Source organism: Nonomuraea africana, from assembly GCF_014873535.1.
Classification (GTDB): domain Bacteria; phylum Actinomycetota; class Actinomycetes; order Streptosporangiales; family Streptosporangiaceae; genus Nonomuraea; species Nonomuraea africana.
Genome location: NZ_JADBEF010000001.1, coordinates 5,133,787 through 5,160,608 on the forward strand (window position 1 = coordinate 5,133,787; position 26,822 = coordinate 5,160,608).

Annotated in this window: 27 protein-coding genes and 2 pseudogenes; 16 read left to right on the forward strand and 13 right to left on the reverse strand. The window is 68.5% G+C overall.

Annotated features, from left to right (window positions below; translation table 11 throughout):
- The first annotated feature begins 675 nt into the window (after positions 1-675).
- Positions 676-1,263 (forward strand): LLM class flavin-dependent oxidoreductase, encoded by a 588-nt coding sequence (locus tag H4W81_RS24290; protein WP_420538723.1) that lies wholly within the window; start codon positions 676-678, stop codon positions 1,261-1,263.
- 5 nt (positions 1,264-1,268) lie between these two features.
- Here the strand turns inward: H4W81_RS24290 and H4W81_RS24295 are convergent, their stop codons facing one another.
- A complete protein-coding gene (locus H4W81_RS24295; RefSeq protein ID WP_192776927.1) occupies positions 1,269-2,363 on the reverse strand; it encodes a serine hydrolase domain-containing protein in 1,095 nt (364 codons plus the stop codon).
- A 196-nt stretch (positions 2,364-2,559) separates the two neighbouring features.
- On the opposite strand from H4W81_RS24295, the gene H4W81_RS24300 reads away from it, so the two are divergent.
- The 9 genes from H4W81_RS24300 (at position 2,560) to H4W81_RS24340 (ending at position 12,897) form a co-directional block, all read left to right on the forward strand.
- Entirely contained in the window at positions 2,560-3,039 is a 480-nt protein-coding gene (locus tag H4W81_RS24300; RefSeq protein ID WP_225958774.1) for a hypothetical protein, read from the forward strand.
- A gap of 83 nt (positions 3,040-3,122) precedes the next feature.
- Entirely contained in the window at positions 3,123-3,368 is a 246-nt protein-coding gene (locus tag H4W81_RS24305; RefSeq protein ID WP_192776928.1) for a hypothetical protein, read from the forward strand.
- A 148-nt stretch (positions 3,369-3,516) separates the two neighbouring features.
- On the forward strand, positions 3,517-3,708 hold the full coding sequence (locus tag H4W81_RS24310; protein WP_192776929.1) for a hypothetical protein: 192 nt from the start codon (positions 3,517-3,519) through the stop codon (positions 3,706-3,708).
- Positions 3,709-4,410: 702 nt separating this feature from the next.
- Positions 4,411-5,241: an SDR family oxidoreductase gene (locus H4W81_RS24315; protein WP_192776930.1), complete on the forward strand. Its 831-nt coding sequence runs from the start codon at positions 4,411-4,413 to the stop codon at positions 5,239-5,241.
- 107 nt (positions 5,242-5,348) lie between these two features.
- Positions 5,349-7,073 carry an N-acyl-D-amino-acid deacylase family protein gene (locus tag H4W81_RS24320; RefSeq protein ID WP_192776931.1) on the forward strand — a complete coding sequence of 575 codons (1,725 nt, stop codon included), beginning with the start codon at positions 5,349-5,351 and terminating at the stop codon, positions 7,071-7,073.
- Positions 7,070-8,290, forward strand: a complete 1,221-nt coding sequence (locus H4W81_RS24325) for a cytochrome P450 (RefSeq protein ID WP_192776932.1) — start codon at positions 7,070-7,072, stop codon at positions 8,288-8,290. The genes H4W81_RS24320 and H4W81_RS24325 overlap by 4 nt, the downstream gene beginning before the upstream one ends.
- Positions 8,287-9,792 carry an AMP-binding protein gene (locus tag H4W81_RS24330; protein ID WP_192776933.1) on the forward strand — a complete coding sequence of 502 codons (1,506 nt, stop codon included), beginning with the start codon at positions 8,287-8,289 and terminating at the stop codon, positions 9,790-9,792. The genes H4W81_RS24325 and H4W81_RS24330 overlap by 4 nt, the downstream gene beginning before the upstream one ends.
- A 1,026-nt stretch (positions 9,793-10,818) precedes the next feature.
- On the forward strand, positions 10,819-11,043 hold the full coding sequence (locus tag H4W81_RS24335) for a hypothetical protein (protein WP_192776934.1): 225 nt from the start codon (positions 10,819-10,821) through the stop codon (positions 11,041-11,043).
- Between the two features lie 15 nt (positions 11,044-11,058).
- Positions 11,059-12,897, forward strand: coding sequence for a prolyl oligopeptidase family serine peptidase (locus H4W81_RS24340; protein WP_192776935.1), 1,839 nt, complete (start codon positions 11,059-11,061; stop codon positions 12,895-12,897).
- A 206-nt stretch (positions 12,898-13,103) separates the two neighbouring features.
- On the opposite strand, the gene H4W81_RS24345 is transcribed toward H4W81_RS24340, so the two are convergent.
- Entirely contained in the window at positions 13,104-13,898 is a 795-nt protein-coding gene (locus H4W81_RS24345) for a YwqG family protein (protein WP_192776936.1), read from the reverse strand.
- Between the two features lie 215 nt (positions 13,899-14,113).
- Between H4W81_RS24345 and H4W81_RS24350 the strand changes: the two genes are divergently transcribed.
- A complete protein-coding gene (locus H4W81_RS24350) occupies positions 14,114-14,710 on the forward strand; it encodes a transposase family protein (protein ID WP_192776937.1) in 597 nt (198 codons plus the stop codon).
- Positions 14,711-14,720: 10 nt separating this feature from the next.
- Here H4W81_RS24350 and H4W81_RS24355 read toward each other — a convergent pair whose 3' ends face one another.
- The 8 genes from H4W81_RS24355 to H4W81_RS50105 all read right to left on the reverse strand — a co-directional run bounded on the left by H4W81_RS24355 (position 14,721) and on the right by H4W81_RS50105 (position 20,922).
- On the reverse strand, positions 14,721-15,359 hold the full coding sequence (locus tag H4W81_RS24355; protein WP_192776938.1) for a hypothetical protein: 639 nt from the start codon (positions 15,357-15,359) through the stop codon (positions 14,721-14,723).
- Positions 15,356-15,967: an RNA polymerase sigma factor gene (locus H4W81_RS24360; protein WP_192776939.1), complete on the reverse strand. Its 612-nt coding sequence runs from the start codon at positions 15,965-15,967 to the stop codon at positions 15,356-15,358. Before H4W81_RS24360 ends, H4W81_RS24355 begins: the two co-directional genes overlap by 4 nt.
- A gap of 320 nt (positions 15,968-16,287) precedes the next feature.
- Positions 16,288-16,767, reverse strand: a complete 480-nt coding sequence (locus H4W81_RS47530; RefSeq protein WP_225960084.1) for a DDE-type integrase/transposase/recombinase — start codon at positions 16,765-16,767, stop codon at positions 16,288-16,290.
- 147 nt (positions 16,768-16,914) lie between these two features.
- Complete coding sequence (locus H4W81_RS47535) at positions 16,915-17,193, reverse strand: hypothetical protein (protein WP_225958383.1); 279 nt, start codon at positions 17,191-17,193, stop codon at positions 16,915-16,917.
- A gap of 2 nt (positions 17,194-17,195) precedes the next feature.
- The gene (locus H4W81_RS24375) at positions 17,196-17,519 is read right to left on the reverse strand and encodes a transposase (protein WP_192776940.1); all 324 of its coding nucleotides are present in this window, start codon (positions 17,517-17,519) and stop codon (positions 17,196-17,198) included.
- Between the two features lie 97 nt (positions 17,520-17,616).
- Positions 17,617-19,194: a restriction endonuclease gene (locus H4W81_RS49445; protein WP_192776941.1), complete on the reverse strand. Its 1,578-nt coding sequence runs from the start codon at positions 19,192-19,194 to the stop codon at positions 17,617-17,619.
- A gap of 838 nt (positions 19,195-20,032) precedes the next feature.
- Positions 20,033-20,278, reverse strand: a complete 246-nt coding sequence (locus tag H4W81_RS24385) for a hypothetical protein (RefSeq protein WP_225958775.1) — start codon at positions 20,276-20,278, stop codon at positions 20,033-20,035.
- Positions 20,224-20,922, reverse strand: coding sequence for a WD40 repeat domain-containing protein (locus H4W81_RS50105; RefSeq protein ID WP_420538724.1), 699 nt, complete (start codon positions 20,920-20,922; stop codon positions 20,224-20,226). The genes H4W81_RS24385 and H4W81_RS50105 overlap by 55 nt, the downstream gene beginning before the upstream one ends.
- 46 nt (positions 20,923-20,968) lie before the next feature.
- Between H4W81_RS50105 and H4W81_RS50110 the strand changes: the two are divergent.
- Positions 20,969-21,199: pseudogene (locus tag H4W81_RS50110) on the forward strand (transposase); the annotation flags it as partial.
- A gap of 53 nt (positions 21,200-21,252) precedes the next feature.
- Here the strand turns inward: H4W81_RS50110 and H4W81_RS24390 are convergent.
- Complete coding sequence (locus tag H4W81_RS24390; protein ID WP_420538725.1) at positions 21,253-22,404, reverse strand: IS30 family transposase; 1,152 nt, start codon at positions 22,402-22,404, stop codon at positions 21,253-21,255.
- Positions 22,405-22,487: 83 nt separating this feature from the next.
- On the opposite strand from H4W81_RS24390, the gene H4W81_RS24395 reads away from it, so the two are divergent.
- Positions 22,488-23,360 (forward strand): IS3 family transposase, encoded by an 873-nt coding sequence (locus H4W81_RS24395; protein WP_192776943.1) that lies wholly within the window; start codon positions 22,488-22,490, stop codon positions 23,358-23,360.
- Positions 23,361-23,381: 21 nt separating this feature from the next.
- Here H4W81_RS24395 and H4W81_RS47550 read toward each other — a convergent pair whose 3' ends face one another.
- Positions 23,382-23,981, reverse strand: a complete 600-nt coding sequence (locus tag H4W81_RS47550) for a hypothetical protein (RefSeq protein ID WP_225958777.1) — start codon at positions 23,979-23,981, stop codon at positions 23,382-23,384.
- 77 nt (positions 23,982-24,058) lie between these two features.
- Here H4W81_RS47550 and H4W81_RS50115 point away from each other — a divergent pair, with 77 nt between their 5' ends.
- Positions 24,059-24,292 (forward strand): transposase, encoded by a 234-nt coding sequence (locus H4W81_RS50115; protein WP_225960087.1) that lies wholly within the window; start codon positions 24,059-24,061, stop codon positions 24,290-24,292.
- Positions 24,293-24,371: 79 nt separating this feature from the next.
- On the opposite strand, the gene H4W81_RS24405 is transcribed toward H4W81_RS50115, so the two are convergent.
- Positions 24,372-25,805, reverse strand: coding sequence for an MFS transporter (locus tag H4W81_RS24405; protein ID WP_318781924.1), 1,434 nt, complete (start codon positions 25,803-25,805; stop codon positions 24,372-24,374).
- A gap of 79 nt (positions 25,806-25,884) precedes the next feature.
- On the opposite strand from H4W81_RS24405, the gene H4W81_RS24410 reads away from it, so the two are divergent.
- Both H4W81_RS24410 and H4W81_RS50120 read left to right on the forward strand, forming a co-directional pair.
- The gene (locus tag H4W81_RS24410) at positions 25,885-26,454 is read left to right on the forward strand and encodes a TetR/AcrR family transcriptional regulator (RefSeq protein WP_192776945.1); all 570 of its coding nucleotides are present in this window, start codon (positions 25,885-25,887) and stop codon (positions 26,452-26,454) included.
- Positions 26,455-26,486: 32 nt separating this feature from the next.
- A pseudogene (locus H4W81_RS50120) lies at positions 26,487-26,531 on the forward strand (hypothetical protein); the annotation flags it as partial.
- Positions 26,532-26,822 lie beyond the last annotated feature (291 nt).

Sequence of the window (26,822 nt, forward strand, 5' to 3'; positions counted from 1 at the left end):
CCCACACCGGATTCTCCCGCGCCAGACGGACGATCAAGTCCCGGATCTCCCGGCTCGTCCTCGGCCGCCCACACCGATGCGGGTAGATCCATGCCCGTCGGCCCAGGCGACGATGCCACGCCAGCAACGTCGCCGGAGTGACCAGCCGATGAGCGCGCAGCACCGCCGGCAGCCACCGGGCCAACGCCGCGAGAACGGCCCCATCGGCCCAGTCCGGCTTCGGTCGCCCGACCTGACGCCGCAACACCGCCACCTCATGACGCAACGCCATGATCTCAACGTCCTGCCGCACTCGGTCCCTCCCCTGGCGGCCGGAGATCGCGCCAGGCCACGCGAAGCCCTGCAAGGTCATGACCTGGGTGGATGACATTATCGGCAGGCACACTCCTGGAACGGGGGCATATGAACCTTCAAACCCGTCGGAGGGCCACCTGCTGGTCGAGGGACTGGTGGCCGAGGGCGTCACGCTCGGTTACTGAAATTCTTGGCACCGACGCCGTCGGTTTCCTGACGCTCAACACCCATCACCCTTAGTGGCGCTCGTAGTCGTCCGACCATGACAGGTCCGGGAACGGGGACTCCTACGATTCGTCGTCGTCTTCGCTGCCGTACAGCGATGCGCGTCTCTTCTCGCCAGCGATACTCGGCGTAGGCGTCGGCCGTGATCAGATCGCGGTGCCTAGGGCGAACGCGTCGCGTCCGGCGCCTGGGCCTCGGCACCGCCGTCACCCCGCTCGCCCGCCACGCCCCCTGGAGGCTCGCCAGACCGTGGCCACCCTCGACCGGCTCAGCGGCGGCCGCGTCACCCTTGGCGCCGGCCTGGGCGGCGTGCCCACGGAGTTCACCGTGTTCGGCCAGCCCATGCCGTCCGGCGCCGAGCTTGACTCGTGCCTCTCGCTCGTCTCGCGATTGTTGTCGGGTGACGAGGTGCGCTTCACGGCCGACGGTCCCGGCGTAAGGCTCGCGCCCCTGCCCGTCCAGCGGCCCGTCCCCATCTGGATCGGCAGCACCAGCCCGGCGGCGGCGCGGTGTGCCGAGCGCTGGGGCGGCTGGATGATCGCCGGGGACGACGAGCAGGGGCGCATGGCGATGGCTCCCGACCAGGTGCCGGACTATTCCGGCGAGCTCGCGCTGATCGGCGTCTCCGAGCCCGGGTCGTCGGTCAAGGACTACACCGTCAGCTGGTGGCTGGAGCACCTGCACGGTTACCGGGGCACGTACGACGAGCTGCTCGACCGGGTGCGCGCCGGACCACCCCGGTAAACGCGTCAGCCGCAGACGGCGGCGTCGACGGTGGCGAAGGCGTGCTCCTCGGTCTGAGGTCCGCTCTTGCCGACCGTGACCGAGCCGTTCACCCGGTGCTTGCTGTCGGCCGAGGCGAAGGAGAAGCTCTGGTAGCCGGGGATGCCGCCGGTGTGGCCGTACATGGTGATGCCGCACGAGGTGGGGAGGGTCACCACGCCCAGGCCCCAGCTCTTGTTGTGAGCACCGGGCTTGCGGGCTTCGGCGAGCCAGCGGGGTGAGATCAGCTTGCCGCTGGTGAGGGCGACCTGGAAGATGTCCAGGTCGGCGGTGGTGGAGATCATCTCCCCAGCCGCGCCGCCGAAGCTGGGGTTCAGCCGGGTGATGTCCAGCCCCTGGTGATAGCCGTGTGCGTGCTTGCCCGGGATGCGGGTGCTGTCACCGGGGATGAACGTCTCCTTCATCCTGAGGGGCTGGAGGATGTGCTTGGTGACCTGCTTGGACCAGTGCTCGCCGGTGACGTTCTCGATCAGCATGCCGAGGAGGAGGTAGCCGGTGTTGCTGTAGGCCCACTTGGTGCCGGGGGCGAAGTCGGCCGGCCGCTTCAGCGCCATGTCGACGAGTTCGCGTGCCGTGTAGTGGGTGAACCGGGCCTTGCGCACCTCGTCCGGGCCGCCGGTGAACAGCGGCAGCAGGTCGAGGTAGGTGGCCAGGCCGTTGGTGTGGCCCAGGAGCATGCGAACGGTGATCGCGCCGTGGTCCTGGGGGTTCAGCACGTTCGGCAGATAGCGGTAGGCCGGCGCGTCCAGGTCCAGCTTGCTGTCGCCGACCAGCATCAGGACGCGTGTGGCCACGAACATCTTGGTGATGCTGCCGATGCGGAACCTGCCGTCCAGCGCGACCGGCTGCGTGGTGCCGAGCTGGGACACGCCCGCGGCGCCGAAGCTCGTGGTGCCGTTCCTGATTACCCGCACCTGCATGCCGGCCACACCCACGGTCACGGACTTCTCCAGCTGCTGCTGCAGTGACATCTTCGGCGGTTCGGCGGCTGCTGCCACCGGTGAGAGGCCGACAAGGGTGGTGGCGACGAGGGCGACAGCGGTGAGGGACTTGTGGAGCATGAACGAGTGGGCCTTCCTTGCTTACACGCGGTGTCTCCGCGCTCATAGAAGACCGTAGAGAAACAGACACCGTGCCCACAGTTATGCGAACACCCCAAACATGGAGGAGGCTGGCCTCATGTGACAGGTAGGGCCAGCCGGTAGTTCCAACAGTGCGCCCACCGGCTCGGCGAACGTCCGCACCGCGCAGGACGGGTTGCCGCACCTCAGGCTTGATCCGGCTCCTGAGCGGGCGTCCACCACGTGGACCGCCTTCCTGCGCTCGCAGGCCGAGGCTTTGCTGGCTTGCGATTTCATCGAGACTGTCACCCTCAACGGCCAGCGTCAGTACATCTTGGCGGTCATCGAGCACGCCAGCAGGCGCGTGCGCGTGCTGGGCACTACCGCGCATCCGACCGCAAGCTGGGTTATGCAGGCGATGAAGAACCTCGTGATGGATCTGGAAGAGGCGGGCTGCCGGGCGCGCTATCTGATTCGTGACCGGGATGGGAAGTTCCCGGCGCTCATGGACGAGATCCTCGCCGATTCAGGTATCCGAACCGTGCTCACCGGTGTCCGGGTGCCGCGCATGAACTCGATCATGGAGAGGGCGGTACAGGATGCTCCGCGAACACGACGAGCAGATGGCCACCGCGGTGAGTACGTGATCCCCCGCTACTTTGCGGCTGGTGTCTGAGCTAGGGCACCGGGGCCGAACAGGGAGGTCAACCCCGGGGTGATAGGCCTCCTCATAGGCTGTCTGGATGGTCCGAGGAGCAGTTGGAGCAGCTGCGCTCGTTCCCGGAGATCAGCGCAGATGAGGCCGCACAGCGCCGCTGGCTGGCCCGCACCCAGAACGCCCACACCATCGCAGGCCGCCGCGACCCCATTCCCGTGGGCACCGGCCAGCTCGGCGCCGGCGAGCGGCCTGCCGACCAGGACAGCGACCAAAGCAGCGGCCAGGATGGCGAGCGTGCCTGGCTGATCCAGATGATGGCCGCCCGCACCCAGCAGGAAAGCCGATGACCGCCCCCGCGTTCCGTCGCCCGAAGACCTTCGGCGGCCGCCACGACGAAACCCCGCCGACCCGTCCGGTGTTGCGTCGCGTCCTCGAGGCCGCGAGCTCGCGAGACGAAACCGCCCCGTCGACCACGGCCACGCCAGGAGGCCCGCGATGACCGCCGTACCGGCCGCCCCGGCCTGCCCCGTGTGCAGCACGCCGATCGAGCAGGCCCGCACCGGCCGCCCGGCCCGCTACTGCGGAACGCCCTGCCGCCAGGCCGCCGCGCCGCCGAGGCCGCCGCAGAGGTGCGGCCGTGGCCAGCGCCGTCTACTCGCCGCGACGCCGGGCACGCTGCGCGAATAGGCGTACTGCCAGGGCTACAGCCAGAATTTCATGCGTTCTCTCGCGACTGCCCCAGGTGACGGATCGCCCGCTGCTGCCTCCGCCTCAGCCAGGCCGCGCCAATGGCGTTCAGGCCCACACCCCAGATCAGCAGGACAACGATCCACTGCGCCCACGTCAGCAGGCTCATCTGGCCGGAGAGCAGGTTGCGAACGGTGGCGTATGGAGTGGCGCAGCATCAGGATCTCGACATCCTTCGACGTCTCGGAACGGACCAGCAGCACCAGCCAGCCCGCGAGTCAGAGGAAGATCAGATAGAGCAGCCGCAGCGCCATGAGCAACGATCATGCACAGTGCACGCGCGAGCGTCGAACCGCAGATCAGCCGCGTTGGCCGAGTTTCTGGCACCCACACCGTCGTCACAGGCGTGATCAGCGAATACCACCACGCCGCCTAACCGCAGCTCAGATCACGTAACTCATATTCGAGCAGTACACCCGAAGGAACAGCCACATTACCAAGCGCTTGCTTGTGATAGCCGTACGACTTAGAGTCGAGGAGATGTCCATGCCTGAAGGTCCTCCGGCCGGAGTGCGGGTGCCGGAACCGGCCAGGCTCGCCCGGGCCCGTTCGCCGGGATGATGCTCGCCGACCACGGCGCCGAAACCGGTGGGGCGACCCGGACGGCTTCACCGTCGACGAACCGTTGTGGAGGGAGCAGCCATGAACCTCGGCGGCCAGGGAGTGCTCGTCACCGGCGGCGGCAGCGGCATCGGGCTGGGCGTCGCCAAGCGCCTTGCCGCCTCGGGCGCCGCCGTGACAATCTGCGGCCGCAGCGAGGATCGGCTGGCCGCCGCCTGCGCGGAGATCGGCAAGGCGAGCTACGTGGTGGCCGACGTGGCTGTCGAGGAGCAGATGGCGGCGGCCGTACGGCGGGCGTGGGAGCACGCGGGCGACCGCCTGGACGGGGTGGTCGCCTCGGCGGGCGGCTCCGGCTGGCTGGGTCCGATCACCCAGCTGCCGATCGAAGAGTGGCAGAAGGTCATCGCGACGAACCTGACCGGCACCATGCTGGCGCTCAAGCACTCCGCCGCGCTGATGGCCTCGGCGGGCGGCGGCTCCTTCGTGGCGATCTCCTCGATCGCCGCCTCCAACACCCACCGCTGGTTCGGCCCGTACGGCGTGGCCAAGGCGGGCATCGACCACCTGTGCATGCTGGCCGCAGACGAGCTCGGCCCCAGCGGCGTCCGGGTGAACGCGATCCGTCCCGGCCTGACCCGCACCGAGATGGTGTCGATCATCACCGACGCGGACAACCCGGTCCTGGCCGACTATCAAGCCTGCACCCCGCTGCCCAGGGTGGGCGAGGTGGCGGACGTGGCCGCGCTGGCAGCCTTCCTCCTGTCGCCCGAGGCCTCGTGGATCACCGGCCAGGTCATCAACGTGGACGGCGGCCAGTCGCTGCGCCGCGGCCCGGACTTCTCCCCCTGGCTCGAACCCGCCTACGGCCGCGACGGACTGAGAGGGGTGACACCTGCCCAGTCCACATCGTGATATGTCCGGCGCTGGCGCCCGACATATCAGGAACTTTCGGCATGACCGCCAAATCGTCGGCGTGAGCGATGCGGCGGTTCCGTGGCACTCTCCCACTGGAGCTGACCATGCACGATCTCGTCATTCGCGGCGGCACCGTCGTCGACGGCACCGGCGCTCCGCCGTACACCGCCGACGTCGCTGTCACCGACGGCCGCATCACCGAGGTCGCCCGCCAGAACGGCGCGGACCGGCCGGGACGCGCGCGGCGCACCGTCGAGGCGGACGGGTTACTGCTCACGCCCGGCTTCGTCGACCTGCACACGCACTATGACGGCCAGGCCACGTGGGACCCGCTGCTCGGTCCCTCGTGCTGGCACGGCGTCACCACCGTGGTCATGGGCAACTGCGGCGTCGGCTTCGCCCCCGCCAGGCCCGACCGGCGTGAGTGGCTGATCGGCCTCATGGAGGGCGTCGAGGACATTCCCGGCACCGCCCTCTCCGAGGGGATCGCCTGGGAGTGGGAGAGCTTCCCCGAGTTCCTCGACGCGCTGGAGCGGCACCCCCACGTCCTCGACATCGGCACTCAGGTGCCGCACGGCGCGCTGCGCGCGTACGTGATGGGAGAGCGCGGCGCGCGCAACGAGCCCGCCTCGCCTGACGATGTCGCCAGAATGAAGCAGCTGGTCAAGGAGGGGATCGAGGCCGGCGCGCTGGGGTTCTCGACGAGCAGGACGCTAGCGCACAAGGCGATCGACGGCGAGCCGGTACCGGGCACGTTCGCGGCGGAGGACGAGCTGTTCGGCATCGGCGAGGCGCTGCGCGAGCTCGGCAGAGGCGTCTACGAGATCGCACCGGCCGGAGCGGCGGGCGAGGACGTCAACGCGCCAATGAAAGAGGTCGCCTGGATGAGCAGGCTGGCCGAGGCGATCGACCGGCCGGTGACCTTCGCGCTGCTGCAGATCGACTCGGTGCCCGACCTGTGGCGTGAGCTGCTGCGCGAGTCGGCCAAGGTGCCGAGGCTACACCCGCAGGTGGCCTGCCGGCCGTTCGGGATGCTGATCGGCCTGGAGGCGCTGCACGCCTTCGCCGATCACCCCTCATATCAGGAAATTTCCACCTTGCCGCGCCACGAGCGTGTCCACCACATGCGCGACCCCCAGGTCAAGCACCGCATCCTCAACGAGGTCCCGCAAGAGGAGGACATGCTCGCGGCCCTCTGCCGCGGCTTCACCGACCGCCTCTATCCGCTGAATCCAGAAAATCCGGACTACGAGCCGCACCCCAACACCTCCGTCAAGGCCCAAGCCGAGCGCCAGGGCCGCGAGCCGCTCGATCTGCTGTACGACCTCATGATGGAGGACGACGGCCAGGCGATCTTCCTTCTGCCGATACTCAACTACGCCAACGGCGACCTGGATCCCCAGCGCGAGATGCTGCTGCACCCGCAGGCCGTGCTCGGGCTCGGCGACGGCGGCGCGCACTGCGGCTTCATCTGCGACGCCTCCATGCCCACCACGATGCTCTCCCACTGGGCGCGCGACCGCTCGCGCGGTGCGCGGCTGCCGCTGGAGCACGTCGTCAAGCTGATGTCGCGCGACACCGCCCGGCTGTACGGCCTGCACGACCGCGGCACGATCTCCCCCGGTATGAAGGCCGACCTCAACCTCATCGACTTCGAGCGGGTCGGCAACTACCGTCCGCGAATGGTGCACGACCTGCCCGCGGGCGGACGCAGGCTCATCCAGCGGGCCGACGGCTACGTCGCCACCTTCGTCGGCGGCATCCAGACCTTCTCTCACGGCGAGCACACCGGGGTACTGCCCGGCCGGCTGATCAGGGGCGGAGCATGAGCGAACTGTTCAGGACCACGGAAGCGGCGATCGCCGACAGGAAGGACATGGCCGGGCACCGGACCGGCATCGACCTGCTCGACGGCGACATGTACGCGGACGATCCCTGGTCGCTGTACGCCTGGCTGCGCGAGCACTCCCCCGTCCACTACGACGAGGCGAACGACCTGTGGGGCATCTCCCGCCACGCCGACATCTCCGCCATCGAGCGCGATCCCAAGCTCTGGACCAGCACCGGGGGCTACCGTCCGCAACTGCCGTCCGACCCCTCCATGATCGGCATGGACGACCCGCAGCACGCTGAGCGCCGACGCCTCGTCTACCGCCGCTTCACCCCGCGCTACGTGCACGAACGCTACGCCGAGCGGATCAGGGCGGTGGTGGTCGAGCAGATCGGCCAGGCGCTGGAGGAGGGCACGGTGGACGCGGTGCCCGCGCTGGCCGCGCCCCTGCCCGCCCGGATGATCGGGTGGCTGCTCGGCTTCCCCGACTCCGACTGGCCCAAGCTCAAGCACTGGTCGGAGACGACGATCGCGGCAGGGGGCGGCCTGCGCTACGTCACCCACGAGGCCGCGGTGGCCGCCGGCGAGTTCGGCATGGCCGTACTCGACCTGGCCGCCGAGCGCCGCACGTGCCCGCACGACGACCTGATGTCGCTGTGGTCGGCGCGGCCTGACTACGACGACGAGCACCTGGCCAACGAGGCGCTGCTGCTGCTCGACGGCGGCGCGGAGACCACCCGCACGGTGATCGCCACCGCCATCGACGCGCTGATCAGGCACCCCGACCAGTGGCGGCTGCTGCGCGAGGACCCGTCGCTGGTGGAGAACGCGGTCGAGGAGTTCATCCGCTGGACCACGCCCATCCTCAACATGTGCCGCTCCGCCACCCGCGACACCGAGCTGCACGGCCACACCATCAGAAGGGGCCAGCAGGTCCTGCTCATGTACGGCTCGGCCAACCGCGACCCGGCGGTCTTCGCCGACCCCGACGTGTTCGACGTGACCAGGAAGCCCGGCGGCCACATCGCCTTCGGCCTGGGCACGCACTTCTGCCTCGGCGCGGCGCTGGCCAGGCTGGAGCTGAAGATCTTCTTCGAGGAGTGGGTGGCCAGGGTCGACTCGGCCACGTGGGCCGACGCGGAGGGGCCGCGGCTGATGCGCAACTCGTTCGTGCGCGGCGTCACATCCTTCCCGATCGTCCTGGAGGCGCGGTGATCAACCTCGCGGACGTCTTCGAACGCGCCACGGACGCAGTGCCCGACCGGCTCGCGCTGGTCGCGGGCGAGGTCCGGCTGACCTACCGCGAGTTGGACGAGCACGCCAACCGGGTGGCGCACTGGCTCCAGGTCCAAGGGGTACGGCCGGGCGAGCACGTGGGCATCCTGTCCTGGAACCGAGCGGAATGGCTGGAGAGCATGATCGGTTGCTTCAAGGCCAGGGTGGCGCCGGTCAACGTCAACTACCGTTACGTCGAGCGGGAGCTGACCCATCTGCTCGGCGACGCCGACTGCGTGGCGCTGCTGGGCGAGGCCGACCTGCTGGCCAGAGCACCTTTCGACGGTCCCGTGCTGGCCTTCCGCGAGCCGTACGAGCGGGCGCTGGCGGGCGTGCCGGGCGGCAGGGACTTCGGGCCGCGGTCGGGGGACGACCCGTACATCCTCTACACCGGCGGTACGACCGGGCTGCCCAAGGGCGTGTTGTGGCGTTCGGAGGACATCTACCTCGCGGCGATGAGCGTCTACTCGGGGCCCATCGAGGATGTTTCGGAGTTGCGCTTCGGGCCCGAGGGGCTGCGCTTCCAGGTGCACGCGCCGCTGATGCACGGCAACGGACAGTGGAGCACCTGGATCTGCCTGTCGGCGGGCGGCACGGTGGTCCTGTGGACGGGGCGGCACTTCGATCCGGCCGCGGTGCTGGAGCTGGCCGAGCACGAGCGGTCGCAGGTGCTGTCGTTCGCAGGGGACGGCATGGCCAGGCCGGTCGCCGACGAGCTGGGGCGCCGGCCGTATCGTCGCGGGCTCCTCAGCTCCGCATACAAGCTGGAGGTCTTCTCGGTGGGGTCGGGAGGGGCCCCGCTGTCGGCGACGACGCGCGAGAGGATCCGCGCGGCGCTGCCCGACGCGATGATTGTCGACAACTACGGCGGGTCGGAGACGGGCGCGGTAGGGGCCGCCGCCGAGGAGGAGCGCCCCAGGTTCGCGCTGGGTCCTGGCTTCGCCGTGCTCGGCCCCGATCACCTGCCGGTACGGCCAGGCGAGCAGGGCGTGCTGGCCAGAGCAGGAAACATCCCGCTCCGCTATTACAAGGATCCTGTGAAGTCGGCGAGCACCTTCGTCACCGGGCCGGACGGCACCCGCTGGGCGCTGCAGGGCGACCACGCGATCCTGCAGGAGGACGGCACCGCGCTCATGCTGGGCCGGGGATCGATGGTGATCAACACCGGCGGGGAGAAGGTGTTCCCCGAGGAGGTGGAGATCGCCGTGCGCAGCCACCCGGGAGTGTATGACGCGCTGGTGGTCGGTACGCCCGATCCACGGTTCGGCCAGCGGGTGACAGCAGTGGTCGCAGGTGAGGTGACGCTGGAGGAGCTGGCCGAGCACTGCCGCGGGCGGCTCGCGGGCTACAAGATCCCGCGAGCGCTGCGGATCGTGCCCGAGATCAGGCGGACGCCCGTAGGCAAGCTCGACTACGCGTGGGCGCGGACGTTGTTCGCGTAGTCCTTCAGCGTGATCGAGTCGTGGAGGCGGAGGCTCGAGGCGTTCAGCCAGGCGGCGGGTCAGCGGGGGTGGGAAGGCCGTTGATCAGCCGGGGTGCCAAGAACGCGGCTACCTACGCGACCTGCGCGTATTCGAGGATCAGCCCACCGAGACGGTCACGTCGGATGACCTTGATATCGCCGGCCCTGGCTGCGGCGCTTGAAGGTCCAGCGCCGCCGTACCAGATCGGCGTGCCAGCTCAGCAGCGTGCCCAGCGTCACGAACGACCCCGGCGTGGGAGGACGACGTCGGCGTCGTGGCCGCGACTGTCGCGGCCCTCGGTATCGGCGCCCTTGGTGCTTCGCGAGTCGCTGATGCCCGCCGCCGGCTCGTCCTCCTGGCCAGCCGGGCGACGTGCCTTGAACGCGCAGTTCGGCCAGCAGCACCGGCCTGCTCCCCCACACCCGGCGCTGGTCTACATGCCAAGGTCAGCTGTTCCGCCGCGCGCTGACGGCGCGTATCTTGGTCGAGCCGCGGAAGCGTACTGGGTACATAAGATTCTCGGGGGCGTCGCCGGTCGGCACGAGCGCCAGGGCTGGCGACTCCACAACGATCCACCACTTGTCGGGAACGCATTTCTCCGGAATCGCACGTCGGGTGTGCCGGAGGGACGCTGCCCCGTCTTCCGCGTTGATCGTCTTGCTCGCCCACCTTTTCCTGGTAGGCCTTAAGGACCAGCGCCTGGATCGCGGCCCGGTTCATCCGTCTCTCAAGGTCGCCGGCCCTGGGCGCGGCGACCGCCTCCCGTCCCCGGGCGATCAGAGCACGCAGGCCGGTTGGGCGAGGGGGTATGTCCGGCCAGGTCTCGGGCAGCGGTTGCAGCAGTAATCGCAGCACCATGTGAACACGGTAGCTCCAGGCAACGACAATCGATCTTGTCTCGGCAGTCCGGTGCTAACTGACGCGATTTCCGGCCTCGACTGAGATTTTCCCCGCGCCCAACAGTCCCGACATGTCGCCGAATCTCCGGCATGTGATCATTTGTCTATGAGTAAAGTCACCGGACCCCCGATCGCGCGGGTGGACGTGGTGCGCGACACCCTCCACGGCATCACGATCGAGGATGCCTACCGATGGATGGAGGTGGGCGGCGAAGAGTTCCGCCACTGGCTGGACGGTCAAGCCAGGCACGCCCGCCAGGAGCTGGACGCCCTGCCACGCCGGTCGGAGCTGCTGGCCCGGATCCGCGAGCTGGGCGGCGCGCTCACGTAGGTCTCGGATCTGGCGATGGCGGGCGACAGGATCTTCTCCCTGGTGCGCGAGCCGGATGCCCGCGTGCCCGTGCTGATGGTGCGCGAGCCCGACGGAACGAGCAGGGTCCTGTTCGACCCGGACACCCTGCCCGGCGAGGCGCACCACGCCATCGACTGGTACGTCCCCTCCCCCGACGGCCGGCACGTCGCCTGCGCCGTCTTCCCCTCCGGGTCGGAAGACAATGCCATCCAGGTGATCGACGCCGACTCCGGTGCCCTCCTGGACATGATCCCGCCCACGACACGCTTCGCCTTCCTGAGCTGGCTGGAGGACGGCCGGACGTTCGTCTATCACCGCTACGCGGAGCAGCACCTGTTGGACAGCCGTACCTTCCTGCATCAGCTGGGCACCGACCCCGCGCAGGACGCGGTGGTGCTTGCGCGCGGCCTCAATCCCCACATCGAGTTGACCTCGCGGGACCGGCCTTTCCTGGTGGTGCCGCCGCGAGGCGAGTGGATGCTGGCGATCGTCTCCCACGGCGCGCTCGGCCCCGGGACCACTGAGTACCTGAGCGACTGCACGGTGTACGTGGCGCCACGGACCGGACTGGCCAACCCGGCGACCTGCCCGTGGCGGAAGGTCGCGGGCGTGGCCGACGGCGTGACCGCCTTCGCCACCAGCCACGACACCCTCTACCTGGTTTCCCATCGGGACGCGCCGCGCTCCCGCGTGCTGGCCGTTCCGCTTGCCGAACCAGATATGTCCAAAGCCCGGGTGGTCGTGCCCGCGGGCCGGCGTGCGGTGGAGGCGGTGCGGGTCGTGGGCGACCGGCTGCTGGTGCGCGATCTCGACGGTGGTGTCAGCCGGGTACGGCACGCGCCCCTGTCCGGCGGCGAGCCCACCGACCTCCCGATGCCGGGGGACGGCGCCATCCTGGAGTGGACCACCCACCCCGAGCGGCCCGAAGCCCTGCTGCTGGTGGCCGGCTGGACCGACGCGCCTCGGCTTTACCGCTACGACGGCCAGACCCTCCAGGACACCGGGCTCGCGCCCCGCTCACCGGTGGACTTCGGTGACGTGCAGGCCCGCACTCTGCACGTGCCCGCGCGGGACGGGACGCTGATCCCGCTCACCGTCATCCACCACAAGAACCTGAAGCTGGACGGCGACAACCCGGCCGTGCTCACCGGCTACGGCTCTCACGGGATCCCCGACCTGCCACAGTTCCATCCCGAGCTGCTCGCCTGGTACGAGCGTGGCGGCGTCTACGCAGTCGCCCACCTGCGCGGCGGCGGTGCCTACGGCCGCGAGTGGCACGAGGCCGGGCGCGGCCCGCGCAAGGAGGCCACCATCACGGACTTCATCGACTGCGCCGAACACCTCATCAAGCTCGGCTACACCCGTCCGGGACGGCTGACCGCCGAGGGCTCCAGCGGCGGCGGCATCCCCACCGGCGGCGCGCTGGTGCGCCGGCCCGAGCTGTGGGCGGCCATGGCGATCCAGGTGCCGACGGTGAACGCCACGCGGAACGAGTTCAGCGAGAGCGGGCCGATCAACGTGCCCGAGTTCGGCAGCATCACCACCGAGGAGGGCCTGCGCGCCCTGCTGATCATCGACGCCTACCTGCGGGTTCGCGACGGCGTGCCATACCCGGCGGTGCTGCTGACCACCGGCCTGCGCGACTCGCGGGTGGCGCCGTGGCAGCCGGCGAAGCTGGCTGCTCGCCTACAGGCGGCCACGGCCTCCGGCCGGCCGGTGCTGATGCGCGTCGAGGAGCACGGCGGGCATGGCGCCGGCTCCACCCGAGACCAGGAGCACGAACTGCTCGCCGACGTGCTGGCCTTTGTCCTGCACGCGTCCGACGGGTCATGATGACGACAGACATGTCGGGTACGGCACGCGCCCTCGGCCACGTCGCCGCCCTGTCCTCCGGCGGCCGCTCGATCCAGCCTGCGCGTGACGCGGATGGTGCCTGGTGACTCACTGACATTAAGTCCGCGCAATCCACTGACATTTTCGGGCTCTGGCCCACTTTCGATGATCAGTGACTCAGGGTGATGCTGAGCGTGAGCGGGACGTCAGTGGCCCTGGGCGTCGAAGACGGTCCTGGAGAAGTCGCGGGCGGCGAGGTGGTCGCGGCGTATTCCCCAGGTGATGTGCGCCCCGTCGCCCCAGATCATGTGCGGCGTCTCATCCAGCTGAAGGAGCAGCACCCACTGGCGGGCTTCGGCATAGAACGACTCCTCGTCGTACCAGCCCGCGCCTTGACGTTCGGCGGCTACGGCCTCGAACGGTGACTGCAGGACCATGGCGTGGCCGCCGACCTGGTGCCGTGAGCCGTGGTGGCGGTGCCCATACTCGCCGACCACTTCCATGAACTCGCGTCCGGCTGCCACATGGTGCCACACCGCCGGAATCACCGCCGAGCCGCCGCCGAAGGCTTGGGCGAGCTCCGGCTGGACGTTGTCCGGCCAGGTGAGCACGGTCTGCGCGGTAAGCAGTTCTTCCGGGTGGACCCAGCCTTCGGACTGTCGAAGCGTGGGCGTCCCGGCAGGCACGTAGATCACGGCATCGCCGTCCCCGCCGAACGCGACGAAGAACAGCAATGTGCCATCCTCAGGCAGCTCGATGTCGACCTCATAGGCGGCCAGCTGTGCACAGTCGAGAGTGGCGACCAGCGACAGCGGACGCGAGTCCGGACCGACCGGCCAGGACAAGCCGTCCGGCAGGTCCGCGGCTCCGCCCAGCCGCCCGACCACCGGCTGGCCATCCTGAGCAATCGATAGCTGGATTGTCGGGCGCAGCAGCGCGAGCAGCCGGTCGGCGGTGTCAGTGGGTAGATGGGCTCGGGCAAGATCGGCGAAGTTCGTCATGCTCGGGGATCATGCCATCGCGCACCGACATTCAGACCGCGTGAGGATCTTCCGTCCGCCCCTACATCAGGGTGAGGCCAGTGAGGGACTCTAGCGCGCTTCTCTGTTGGGTCGCGATCTTGTTACGAGGGCCACACGGAGGCAGCCGCTCGTCAACGATCTGGCTTGTCGAGAACCCGATCATCAACGAGCGGCCGTGAGGTTCATTGTGCTGCATGCCCGGCGGGCGAGGATGCCTGCTGCCTTCGTTGTTCTGCCCTGCTCTCAGGGAGGCGGATGTCCTGGAGGTTGAGGACGTCGGTGACACCGTGCTGATCGCGGCGCGCACCGTGGCCGCCAAGGCCTCGTGCCCGGAGTGTGGTCTGCCCTCGGCCCGGGTGCACAGCCGGTATCGCCGGACCGTGTGGGATCTGGCGACGTGCGGGCGGCCGGTCAAGGTCGAGTTGGAGGTGCGCCGCTTCTTCTGCGGCGAGCCCTCTTGTGATCGAAAGATCTTCACCGAGCAAGTCGACGGGCTGACCCAACGGCATGCCCGTCGCAGCACCGACCTACGCGCGCTGCTCACCTCAATCGCCATAGCGCTGGCCGGACGAGCCGGCGCGCGCATGGCCTGCTTGATCGGCGCGCCGATCAGCCGATCCACACTGCTGCGGATGGTGCGGGCATTGCCTGATCCGGAGGTCGGGCAGATCACCGTCCTGGGTGTCGACGACTTTGCCAAGAAGCGCGGAAACTCCTACGGCACCGTGCTGGTGGAATGGACACCCATCGTCCCGTCGATCTGCTGGACGGCCGAACCGCCGAGGACTTAGTCGCTAGTCGCTAGTCGCCGTTCCGCGGCGGACCGAGCGGGGCCTCGGTGCTGTCGACGAGCTCGCAGGGTGCCACCGGCCCGTTCGAGACGCGGGACCATGACCCGACGACGGTCCCGCCACCGTCGAGTTCGCTGATACTAACCTCCAGCACCCCCGTCTGGCCCTCCTCGATGACGGACGGATCGACCCTGAAGACCGGCTTTCCGTATTCGTGGTCGGACGGGCCGAGGAGGAACTCGACATCGGGCCCCCAGTCCTGGCTACGGGGCTGCGGCGAGCACTTCTTCCCACGGGGGATGTAGTCAACGACGATGTCGACCCCGCGTTCGCGCAGTGAGCCCGCCAACGCCTTGGCATCCTTGAACTCGTTGATCTCGATCGTGATCGTCCCGTCCGGGTTGTCGGTCACGGCGTAGGCGGGACTTCCGCCACCGAGGACGGCGGGCACGGCGACCGCCAGCGCGGCGGCGGCCGCGAGTGCGGGGGCCAGGACGGCGGGCCGCAGGAGCCGCCGCTTCGGCTTGACGTCGTGGTGGATCTCGGTCATGACGAACTCCTTGAGGTGCAGCCGCCGGGCCGCCGGAAGATCGCGCTCCTCCGGGAGCGGCAGCAGCCGGGCCAGTTCGTCCCGCTCGTCTGCGTTCATCGGTCGTCCTCCTTCGCGGACCGGACCGCGGGACCGCGGTCACCATCTACCTGTCTGCGGCCAGGTGGCGGTTCCCGCCTTCGCTCGGCGAGTTTCTCCAGCTTCTTGCGCGCCCGTGACAGCCTGGAGCGCACCGTGCCCACCGGGATGCCCAGCGCCTCGGCCGCCTCGGCGTAGTCGAGCCCCGACCACACGCACAGTGCGAAGACATCCTGTTCCTGGCAGCGCAGAACGCCGTACGCCTCCTGGATCGCGACCAGCCGTTCGACGTCGTCGATGCGGCCGATCAGCTCGTCGGCGAAGTCCGGCACCACCTCCGACCGGGGCAACCGGACCAGCACGTCGTCGTACCTGCGGGCGGCCCTGCGAAGGTTGCGCGCGACGTTCGTGGCGATGCCCAGCAACCAGGGCCGCACCGACCCGCCGTCGGCGTCGAGCCGCCCGCGCAGCCGCCAGGCCTCCAGGAACGTCAACGACACCACGTCCTCGGCCGCCGTCCAGTCCCCCGTCAGCCGGAAGGCATGGTTGTACACCGATCGGGCGCACTCGTCGAAGAGCTCTTCGAACGCCGCCGGATCCCCGTCACGTACTCGGGCACGTATCGACATGTCCACACATAGGGACTGTCCGCAGTGCGCCCCGAGTTCCCGCTACATCCACTCCGTGATCGGGACGTGGTGGTGCCGATGGAAAAAAATCGGGCCGCTCACATGCGACCCGATGACGACTCAGCCGAGCAAGGTGCGCGCCCACCGTGCATCCAGCGCGGCCGCGTCGACGCCGACGAGAACATTGGCCAGCAAGCCGTCACCGAAGAACCGGCGGATGCTCATCGGAGGCACCCGAGGCCGCAGGCACATACTCGACCTGCTTGGCATAACACGCCCGCACCGCCTCCTGTCAATCCCCTGAAATCGTGGAGACTTGGTTATGCGGCGACGGTCTCCTGAAGCCTCTCCCTGGCCGCTATACGAGCGGTCATGATCTGCTGTTCGTAGACGATCGGGGGGAGCCCGTCAGCGGCGCTGTGTCGGCGGCGGGCGTTGTAGAAGTCGGCGATCCACGTCGCGATCTTCAGACGGGCTTCGGCCCGGGTGTGGAAGCGGTGCCGGTGGACGTATTCGATCTTGAGGGTGGAGTTGAATGCCTCAGCGGCGGCGTTGTCGAGCGCGCAGCCGACCCGGCCCATCGACTGGATGACGCCCCAGTGCCGGCACGCGGCCTGGAAGCGGGCGGCGGTGTATTCGCTGCCGCGGTCGGTGTGGAAGATCACCCCGTCGACGTTCCCGCCGCGGGTGACGGCGGCCATCTGCAGGGAGGCGATGGTCAACGCCGCGTCGTGATGCTCCGACATCGCGTAGCCGAGCATCCTGCGGGAGAACAGATCCTCGACGGTGGCCAGGTACAGTGTGCTCGTCCGTGACGATCTCGGTCACATCGCCGCACCACAGCACGTCCGGTGCGATCGCGGTGAACGTGCGCCGTACCAGGTCGGTGGCGGCGGGCCGTTTGCCCTGCCGGGTCAGCGACCGGCGTTTCTTCGGCGCTCTGCCGGCTAAGCCAAGCTCGGCCATGCGCCTGGCGACGGTGTTCTCCGAGATCCGCCATCCTGTTCGTGCAGGTCACGGGTGATGCGTGGGCTGCCGTAGGTGCCGCCCGAGGCGGTGAACTTCGCCTCGATCACCGCGTCCAGATCCGCGCGGCGCTGCTGACGGGCCGTCGGCGCCCGATCGCGCCACTTGTAGTACCACACCTGCGAGACGCCCAAGGCCCGGCAGGTCAACGCGTGGGGCACGCCGTAGTCGGTCTTCTGGGAGCTGATGAAGGCCGCCACGTCTACCGGCCCATCGCCTCTCGAACCCACAAGACCACCGAGCGTTTGAGGACATCCCGCTCCATCTCCAGCTCGGCGCGCTCCTTGGCCCACTCCGCCCGCTGCCTGCGCAGCCGGGCGAGCTCCTCCCGCTCGGATTCGGCCAGCTCCCCGCTGCCGGCGTCTTGCTCGCGGGCCAGCCGGTCCATTTGCACCCAGTTGGCCAGCGTGCCCGCGTTGATGCCCAGATCCTTCGCGACTTGAGCGATCGGTTTCCCTGTCTCCCGGACGATGCGGACCGCGCCCGCCCGGAACTCCGGCTCGAACCTGCGTCTGGTCTCTCCCACGACCCAACCTTCTCCTTAGGTCAGATCTCCACGCTAGAAGGGGAAGGCCACACTATGTCCCGTATGTCCGGATCGCGGATGCGTAGTACGGCCAGGGTCAGGGCTTCTTCTTACCGCGGTTGAGGATGCGGGCGGGGATGTTGTGCTTGTGACACAGGGCGAGCAGGCCAGCGCCGTCGATCAGCTCCAGGGGCTTGCCGTTGGCGAACTTGTAGCTGTCAGGTCCGTAGCCAGATGTTGTGATCATGATGCCCTTGGTGGCGCCTTCATGTTGCACGGTTCCGTACAGGTCACGAACATGAGTGGGTTGGACGGTCTTGGTGTAGAGCTTGGCCTGGACGATGAACTTGCCGCTCGCGATGGGACGAGGATCGTAGGCAACGCAGTCCACTCCCCCATCGCCGCTGGCCTGATAGAGCTTGGTGTCGAAGCCCATCTTGGCGAACAGGTTCTGGATGAAGGATTCGAACTCCTTGGGGTGAAGGTCGAGCAGGTTGGGGCGTTTGTCGATGTCGGAGATGATGTCCACGGGATCGACAATGCGGGGGTCGGCCATGCTGAACGGCATGACAGGCTCGACGGGGACCAGTTCGTCCGGATGGGCGGAAACGTCGGCGTAGAAGTGACGGCGAACGCATTCGACGGGCTTGAACTTCGGTTCGTTGAGCACCAGCGCGGCGAACTGTTCCCGGGTCGCCCGCATGGTGATCAGGTAAGGCTCGATCTGCTGACCTGTCACCGGATCGACAGTGCGAACCAGACCATTGAAGACGATCGTGGTGATCAGTTGGCCTCGGTCGGCGTCGAACACTTCACGCAGCGTGCGCAGGGCGATCTGCGAGATCACGCGCTGATAGATCTGGCGAGCCTCCGGTACAGGCCGGAGAGTGGGCTCTACAACTTTGCGCGACTTGATGTGCTTGTAGAGCTTGTGCTCGGGGATGATCTCCGGCAGCGGCAGATACCACTCGACCGCGAGCAGGGACGACTCGGGAACGTAGCCGGTTCTGCGCTCGGTGGGGAAGCCATCTGGGTACGGGGACGCTTGCAAGACCAGATCCATGTACTCGCTGACCGCATGACGGTCGCCAGAGCGCAGCCCGGCCTCCATCGCATCAACCCTGGAGTTGTACTCGAAAGTTGTGCGCTCGACTTCAGCGACCTTCTGCTGATGACTGCGACGGGCTTCGACCACCTGCCTTTGTCGCTGCGTCTCGCGCTGCTGATGGTCGGACTGGGCCCGGGCGAAAGCTGCCTCCGCCTGCTGCAGTTCTGTCTCGTAGCGCTGGGTCGCGCCGAGTTTGCGCTGCAGCCAGCCAGGAGGGGCCGGAGCGAAGGCCTCCCACAACGGAGCCGGTTCGGGAACAGCGAGGCGGCCCAGGTCGAGCGGGGGCACGTCCGGGCTGCGGCGTAGGGAGGCAAGGTGAATGCGTGGATCCCGGCGCAGGGACGAACGCAGGAGCGTCTCCAACTCCTCGATGCGCGCTTCGAGGCGGCGCGTGCGATCGGCCGCCTCCGCATCACGCGCGGCCGCCTCAGATTGCAGTTGCTGTTGTTGCTGCGCCTTGCGCTCACGCTCTCGCTTCTGCCGAGCTTGCTCGGCCGCACGTTCCTGCCTGCGCCGCTCGGCTTCCCAGTCTCGAAAAGACCCCGACGAACGAGAACCTCGAGCCACTCCGCACCTCGCCGATTCCGGTGGACAACAGGGCTCACCGCTCGAACGTTAACCCGGCAGGCTGGCCGCGACAACGGCTTGATAAACCCTGTGCCGAAGTGACCTCAGCGTCACCAGAGCGCACAATGCAAGGCCAACTCCGTCCATCGGCCCGCCGTGCGGGACCCTACGTCAGGGGGTGTAGTCGAGCAGAGCCGGCGGCCAGCGCGCCTCCTCGTCCACCATGGCCTGCGGCTCGTAGGTGCGCAGCTCCAGCACGAGGTCCTCGACGCACCAGTAGGCCGCGTCGGGATGCGCGTCCTTGCCGCACCACAGCGCGCACTCCCAACGACCCGGCTTCGGACGCGCCGCCTGACGCCTTCAGAATGCGCGAGTCCTGCTTCAGGTGGCGAAGATGATCCGCTTCGAGCGATTGGCGTCCATGATGAGATCCGGGTGCCCTCGGTAGAGGGCGCGCAGGCACTTGAGCCCGACCGCGAGCAGGAGTTCCCCGCCCCGGAATGAGGGGACGGGTGCGCACCGCTGACCAGCCCATATCCACCGGATTTGAGCTGGCGTCACATCTAGAGGCGTAACGACACCGGTTTCTCGCGTATACCTTCTCGTCTCGCTCACCGGGCCCGGCCCATCCGGTAGTGCTGGGCCGACCCGACTTTGTCGAGGCTGCTCCCGCCCTCCCCAGCGATTCCAGGGTTGGGCTGCCTCCAGCTTTGCTCCGCCACCACGACGACAAAGCAACGGCGGTCTTTCACCTCCGTACGGACAGATCAGCGCTTCGTGGCGCACTGGGGCTGGTGACATGGGCGTTACCGGCACCCCAACAACCGGCCGTAAGCGCTCACCCACCGTCGCACGGCTCGACGAAGCTCCCGCCGGCCAGTCGCTCCCTCATGCTGACCAAGCCAGCCGTCGAATCCTCCGCGATCTCCGCGCAGGCATCCCGGAGCGGATCGCCGCTAAGCCCCGCGACGTCCATGAACAGCGCCCCGCCTTCGGCGCTCACCGCCAGCACCGTCCCGCCGTCCCCGCTCACCATCGCTGATCCTGGCGATTCCTTGACGTCGTACATCGTGAGGTAATCCATGTCCAGTTCCCCCACTCCGGCGACTTCGGCGACCTTGACGGGCCGCGCCGGGTCCGCGATCCGCGATCCGCGATCCGCCACAGCGTCGCGCTCCCGGCGCCGTCTGTGGTCAGAGCGACTTGCCCGTCCGAGGAGAGCGAGACGCCATCCACCTCCTTGGCCACGGGATTCACCAGCTTGGGCCGGGCCGGGTCCGATAGGTTCCAGAGCTGGCCACCGATCATGGCCGTCCGGCCGTCCGCACTGAGGTCGAGCCCCTCCCCGTCGACTCCTGTCCGCGGGATAGCGCCGACCCGGACCGGACTCCTCCGATCGGCCAGATTCCAGATATATCCGCTGCCTCGGCTGATCGTGACCGCGACCCGTCCGTCGTCGCTCAAGGCCACCCCGCCGATCCACGAGCTGTGCCCCGGGAGCGTGGCCAGCTGTTTCCCGCTGGACAGATCCCACAAGAGCACGCTGCCACGCTCGTAGCCTGCCAGGACTGTCCTGCCGTCCGGAGCGAGCGCCACGCTCGCGACCATGAAGGAGTTCTGGCCCGGCACCTTGGCCACCCGCACCGGCCTGGCGGAGTCATCCAATTGCCACAGGCCGAGCGACCCGTCAAGAGCCCCGATGTGGGCTTGATCCGGTTTGACGGACATCTGAGATCAGGGGTTCGCCCCCGGAAGGATGTCCATCATGGAGAGCATGGGGAAGAAGAAGCGTCCTCGCCGCTCGTTCACGCCGGAGTTCAAGGCCGAGATCGTCGAGCTGTGCCAGCGCGGTGACCGCTCGATCGGCCAGGTGGCCAAGGACTTCGATCTGACCGAGACCGCCGTGCGTGACTGGGTCCGCCAGGCCGAGGTCGATACCGGCCGACGGGACGGGCTGACCAGCAGCGAGCGAGAGGAGCTGGCAGCACTGCGGCGGGAGAACCGCCGACTGCGTGAGGACGTCGACATCCTCAAGCGAGCCACGGTGCACTCAACCCATCAGCGCAACAGTGCAGCGAGTCTAGCGGCCGGGGTGTCGAACTCCAGGGTCTTGCGGGGGCGGGTGTTCAGCTTGTGGGCGATCCGGTCGAGGTCGTCTTGGGTGAGATCGGCCATGCTGGTGCCCTTGGGCAGATACTGACGCAGCAGCCGGTTGGTGTTCTCATTCGTGCCTCGCTGCCAGGGACTGCGTGGATCGGCGAAGTAGACCTGCAGCCCCGTCGTCGCGGCGAGCTCCTTATGGCCGGCTAGCTCCATCCCGCGATCCCACGTCAACGTCTTGCGGATCTGCTCGGGTAGCCGGGTCATCGTCGCGGCCAGGCCTTTGGTGACGGTGTGCATGTCGCGGCCGTCGAGCTGGACCAGGACGGTGAAGCGGGTCGTGCGTTCCACCAGCGTCGCGACTTGGGTCAGGCCTCGGCCCAGCAGCAGATCGCCCTCCCAATGCCCAGGGATCGCACGGTCGTCAACTTCCGGTGGCCGCTGACTGATCGGGATGGCGTCCTTGATCTGGGAGCGCCATTGTCCGGTGACGGTGTTGTGGATGTTTCGGCGGGTGGGCCGGCCCGAGCGCAGGTGCTTGGTCAGTTCCTTGGCCAGCACGCCACGGGCCTGGATGAACAGCGACTTATAGATCGTCTCGTGGCTCACCCGCATCCCCGATCCCGGCCGGTAGGTCTTTGCCAGATACCCGGCGATCTGCTCGGGTGACCAGTCTTGGGCCAGTTTCTCCGCGACGAGTTGCCGTAACGCCGGATTGCGTGCCAGGAGGCATCGCTTGGGACGCCGGGCTCGATCCCAGGAGCGGTCTTCGGCGTCGATGGCCCGATAGCGGGTGATGCCTTTGTTGCGGGCGATCTCCCGGCTGACCGTCGAGGCCGGCCGTCCCAGGCTGCGGGCGATCGAACGCATCGACTCGCCTCGCGCCAGGCCGCGGGAGATCTCCTCACGCTCGGCGAAGCTCAGGGTTCCAGGCCGCTTGCGCCGCAATGGCGGAACGTATCCGCCGTTGGATTTGAGGACCGTGAACACCGAGCCCGGCGGCTTGTCCAGTGCTCTGGCGATCTGGCTGATCGACTCGCCGGCCTTCCACCGGTCCCACAGCTCCCGCTTCTGCGCATCCGACATGCCCGGACGGCCCATCCTCGCCACGCAACACCTCCGCGATCATCATCCCGAATGGTGTTGCGCTGATGGGTTGAGTGCACCACGGCTTTCTTCGCGAAGGAGACCCGGTGAGCGTTCACCCGTTCATCGCGGCGGAAAAGCAGGGCGGCCACAACGTCAAACGGGCGTGTGAGCTGCTGGGAGTCTCCCGTGCCGCCTTCTACGCGCGCCGCCAAGCCGTGCCCGGTCCTCGCGCGGTGCGCGACAGGGAGCTCGGCGAGCGCATTACTCAAGTGCACCGCCACTCGCGTGGCACCTACGGCGCCCCTCGCATTCATGCGGTCTTGCAGGGTGAGGGTGAGCGGTGTGGCCTGCGGCGGGTGGCCCGGCTGATGCGCGCGGCCGGGCTGCGCGGCCGTCATCGGCGCCGCCGTCCGGTGACCACGATCGCCGATCCTGGTGCCGGAACCCGGCCCGATCTGATCGGCCGGAACTTCGATCCGGACGCGGCCGCGGTCGATACCCGCTGGTGCGGCGACATCACCTACATCCCGACCGATGAAGGCTGGCTGTATCTGGCGACCGTGATCGACATCGCTTCACGCCGGGTGGTCGGATGGGCCACCGCCGACCATCTAAGGACCGAGCTGGCGGCTGAGGCTCTCCAGATGGCTTGGTCGCGCCGCCGTCCCACTAAACCGGTGATCTTCCATTCGGATCGCGGCTGTCAGTACACCAGCGCCGGCTACGCCCAGCTGGCCGAGCGGCTGGGCGTCCGCCTGTCAGTCGGTCGCACAGGTCAGTGCTGGGACAACGCTCTGGCCGAGTCGTTCTTCGCGACGTTGAAGGGTGAGCTGCTGGCTGGGCGCGCCTGGCCCAGCCGGGCTGCCGCTCGCAGCGCGATCTTTGAGTTCATCGAGAGCTGGTACAACCTGCACCGGCTCCACAGCAGCCTCGGCTACGTTAGTCCCGCCGCTTACGAGGCCGCCATCGCGGCTTGACCACCACACCGACGGTGTCCGTCAAAGCGGAACAAGCTCAATGACCGCCTGTCGTCCGTCGGACGACACCTCCAGTGCGGTGGCTCTGGCCTCGCCCTCCAAGGGGATGCTCGCCACGAACGGGGCCTCCCGTTTCCGGCCCTCCTCTTCAATGGAGGCCTCCAGCGCCTCCTCATCAAGGCCAAGCTTCAGGGGGACCTCCTCCTGGATGGGAGAATCCAGGCTCCGCCAGGTGACCCCCTGGTCGACGATCGACATCAGGGCTGTCCGACCGTCGTCGCTCAACGCCATCGCCCGTATGGCCCCGGCCGGCGCGGCGACGCCACGGCGCCCGGACAGTAGGGTCTCCCCCAAGGCCGATCGGTTGAGCTTGTCCGGGTGGGCCGCCACCGCCGCCGCGCCCAGCACCACCGCAGAGGTCCGATCATCGCCCCTGGCTGCCACGCCGCGCAGCGCGAGCTCACGGGCCGAGGAAATGCCCCGCACATTCCACCACTTGCTCACCCCGACCACCGCCACCACCCCCACGGCGAGAAAGGCCACTGCCACGCCTATGGCAACCAGGCGCGCACCTCGGCCAAGCCGCCGCGATCGCACTTCGGGAGAATCGGTTTCCGACATCAGGACTCCAGCTCAGGGATGAAAGGTCCTATATAGCGGATCGTCCTATCCCCTGCCTACCGGATTCGCCGTGGCCCCTGGACCTATCGGCCAACTGCGTCATTTACTCGACCGCCCAGGACATCACGGACGCGGCCAACGCCATCGCCGCCGACGGCCACCCCGTCGACCTCGATGACCTGGCCACCATCTCGCCCTACATCACCCACGTCATCCGCCGGTTCGGCAACTGGATCCTCAACCTGACCCCGCCGGCCGCCAACCCCACCACCCGACTCGACCTCGAGTCCCAAGTCCTCTTCGCCCCATAACCGGCGGCTCGCTCGCCGCTGCGGGTGTTCTTCGGCACCGAAGGGCTGCGGATGACCCAGCAGGCCTACGCCGAGCGGCTCAAGACGTGGGCCGACTGGGAGGAGCTGTCAGCGGCGGCTCACTGACTGCTTGGCCTCCTGACTGTTCGGCCCGGACGCCCCTCGGCGTCCGGGCTGCGGTCAGCCACAGGCCGGTGAATACGGCGCAGGCCAGCGTCACGGCACCCGCCGCGAGGAAGGCGCTGTTGAGGCCGGATTCGAAGGAGGCGCCGCCGGACTCCCGCGTGTGGACGATCGCCCCGAGCACCGCCACGCCGAGCACCGCGCCGATCTGCCGGGTGGTGCTGCTGACGCCCGAGGCGAGGCCGCCCTCCTGCGGGCTGACCGCCTGGATTGCGGCCCCGGTCAGCGGCGACATGGTGAGAGCGAACCCGACGCCGACGACCGCCAGCCGCCACCACACGTTCCCGTAGCCGGTATCGGCGTGGACGAAGCCCAGCGCCAGCAGCCCCAGCCCGGCCAGCGCCAGGCCGATGCTGACGACGACACGGAAGCCGTACCTGGCCGCGAACCGGCCCGCGTACGGGCTGACGATCACCATGGCCAGCGAGACGGGCAGGGTCCGCAGCCCGGCGACCAGGATCGAAGCGCCCTGGACGTAGACGAAGAACTGGGAGAAGAAGAACGACGACCCCATCAGCGCGAACCCGACCACGACCATCGTCGTGTTGGACACCGTGAACAGCCGCTGACGGAACAGCCGGAGCGGCAGCATCGGCGTCGACACACGACCCTCGACCACGACGAACGCGGCCAGGAGCACCAGTCCGGCGGCGAAGCTGTCCAGGATCACCGGCGAGGTCCAGCCTCGGGAACCGCCCTCGATCAGGCCGTAGGTCACAGCGCCCACGCCCGCGACGGACAGGACCGTGCCGGGGATGTCGATCGGCGGCGCGCTCGGGTTGCGGGACTCCCGCAGCACGCGCAGCCCGGCCAGCAGCAGGACCGCCCCGATGGGCACGTTGACCAGGAAGATGGCGGGCCAGCCGAAGGACTCCACCAGGATCCCGCCCGCCAGTGGTCCGGCGGCCAGGCCGATGCCGCTGAACCCGGCCCACAACCCGATCGCTCTGACGCGCTCCCTCGGGGCGGGATACGCGGCGGCTAGCAGCGCTAGTGAGGCGGGGCTCAGCGCCGCGGCCCCGACGCCCTGCAGCACCCGCCCGGCGATCAGCCAGCCGATCGAGGGCGCGAGCGAACACACCACCGACGCGGCCGTGAACACCACCACCCCGGCCAGGAACACCCGCCTGCGGCCGAACCGGTCGGCGAAGACGCCGCCCGACAGCAGCAGCATGGCCACCAGCAGCACGTAGGCGTCGACGATCCACTGCAGGCCGGTCAGCCCAGTGTGGAGCCGCTGCTGCATGTCGGGCAGGGCGGCGCCGACGATCGTGTTGTCGAGCAGCACCATGAACTGACCTGCGCAGGTCAGGGTGAGCAACGCTTTCACGCACATCCCTCCTAAAAGCAGTTAATGACTGCGTTAATAGAGACTCTAACGCAAGTCTCTACTGCGTTAAGGTGGGGGTATGGATGAGCAGGGGCGGGCCAGGCGGCCCGGCGGGCGCAGCGCCCGGGTCCGCGCGGCAGTGCACCAGGCCGTTACCGACCTGGTCAGCGAGCGCGGCTACGGAAACTTCACCGTCGGCGAAATCGCGGCCCGCGCGGGCGTGGCCGACACCAGCCTCTACCGCCGGTGGGGCAACCTCCAAGCCCTGCTCAGCGATGTGCTGCTGACCCGGCTCAACGCGCAGGCGCCGATGCCTGACACCGGCAGCCTGGCTGGCGACCTGCGGACCTACGCCGCCATCGTGGCCCGCGAGGTCACCGGACCCGACGGCCTGGCGGTGGTGCGGCTGACCATCGCGCTGTCAGGCGAGGGTCAGCAGGGCCTTCAGGCGCGCGACGAGCTCCTGGCCGACCGCACCAGGCAGTTGCAGGCCATGCTCGACCGTGCCCGCGACCGCGGCGAGGACCCGCCCGACGCACTGGAGGTGCTGGACCATCTCCTGGCGCCGATCTACATGCGCGTCCTGTTCGGCGCGGGCCCGCTCACCCCTGACTACCTCGACGGGTTGGTCGACCGGTTGCTCGCCTGATCCAGTCCGTCGCGCTGTGGAACAGCCGCTACCTGTCGACCGCCGTCGACGAGCTACGCGCCCAGGGCGTCCCGGTCAAGGACGAGGACGTCGCCCGGCTCAGCCCCCTCGGCCACGCCCACCTCAACTGCCTGGGGCCGCTACGCCACCGCCTCCTTCGGCCCCACCCAAGGCCTGCGCGCGCTCGGGCAGATCCCCGACCTTCCCGACCCCGAGGGCGCCGAGGCGGGGAACGGGACCTGACCGCAAGGTCCGAGTCCCGCGACGTGTTCAGACCCCACTCAATCAACGAGCATGCCAGTGTCGCTGGCCGGTTGGTGAGGAGGCCGGTGAGGGCGGCCTTCGCGATGGCTTCCGCCTCGGTGGGT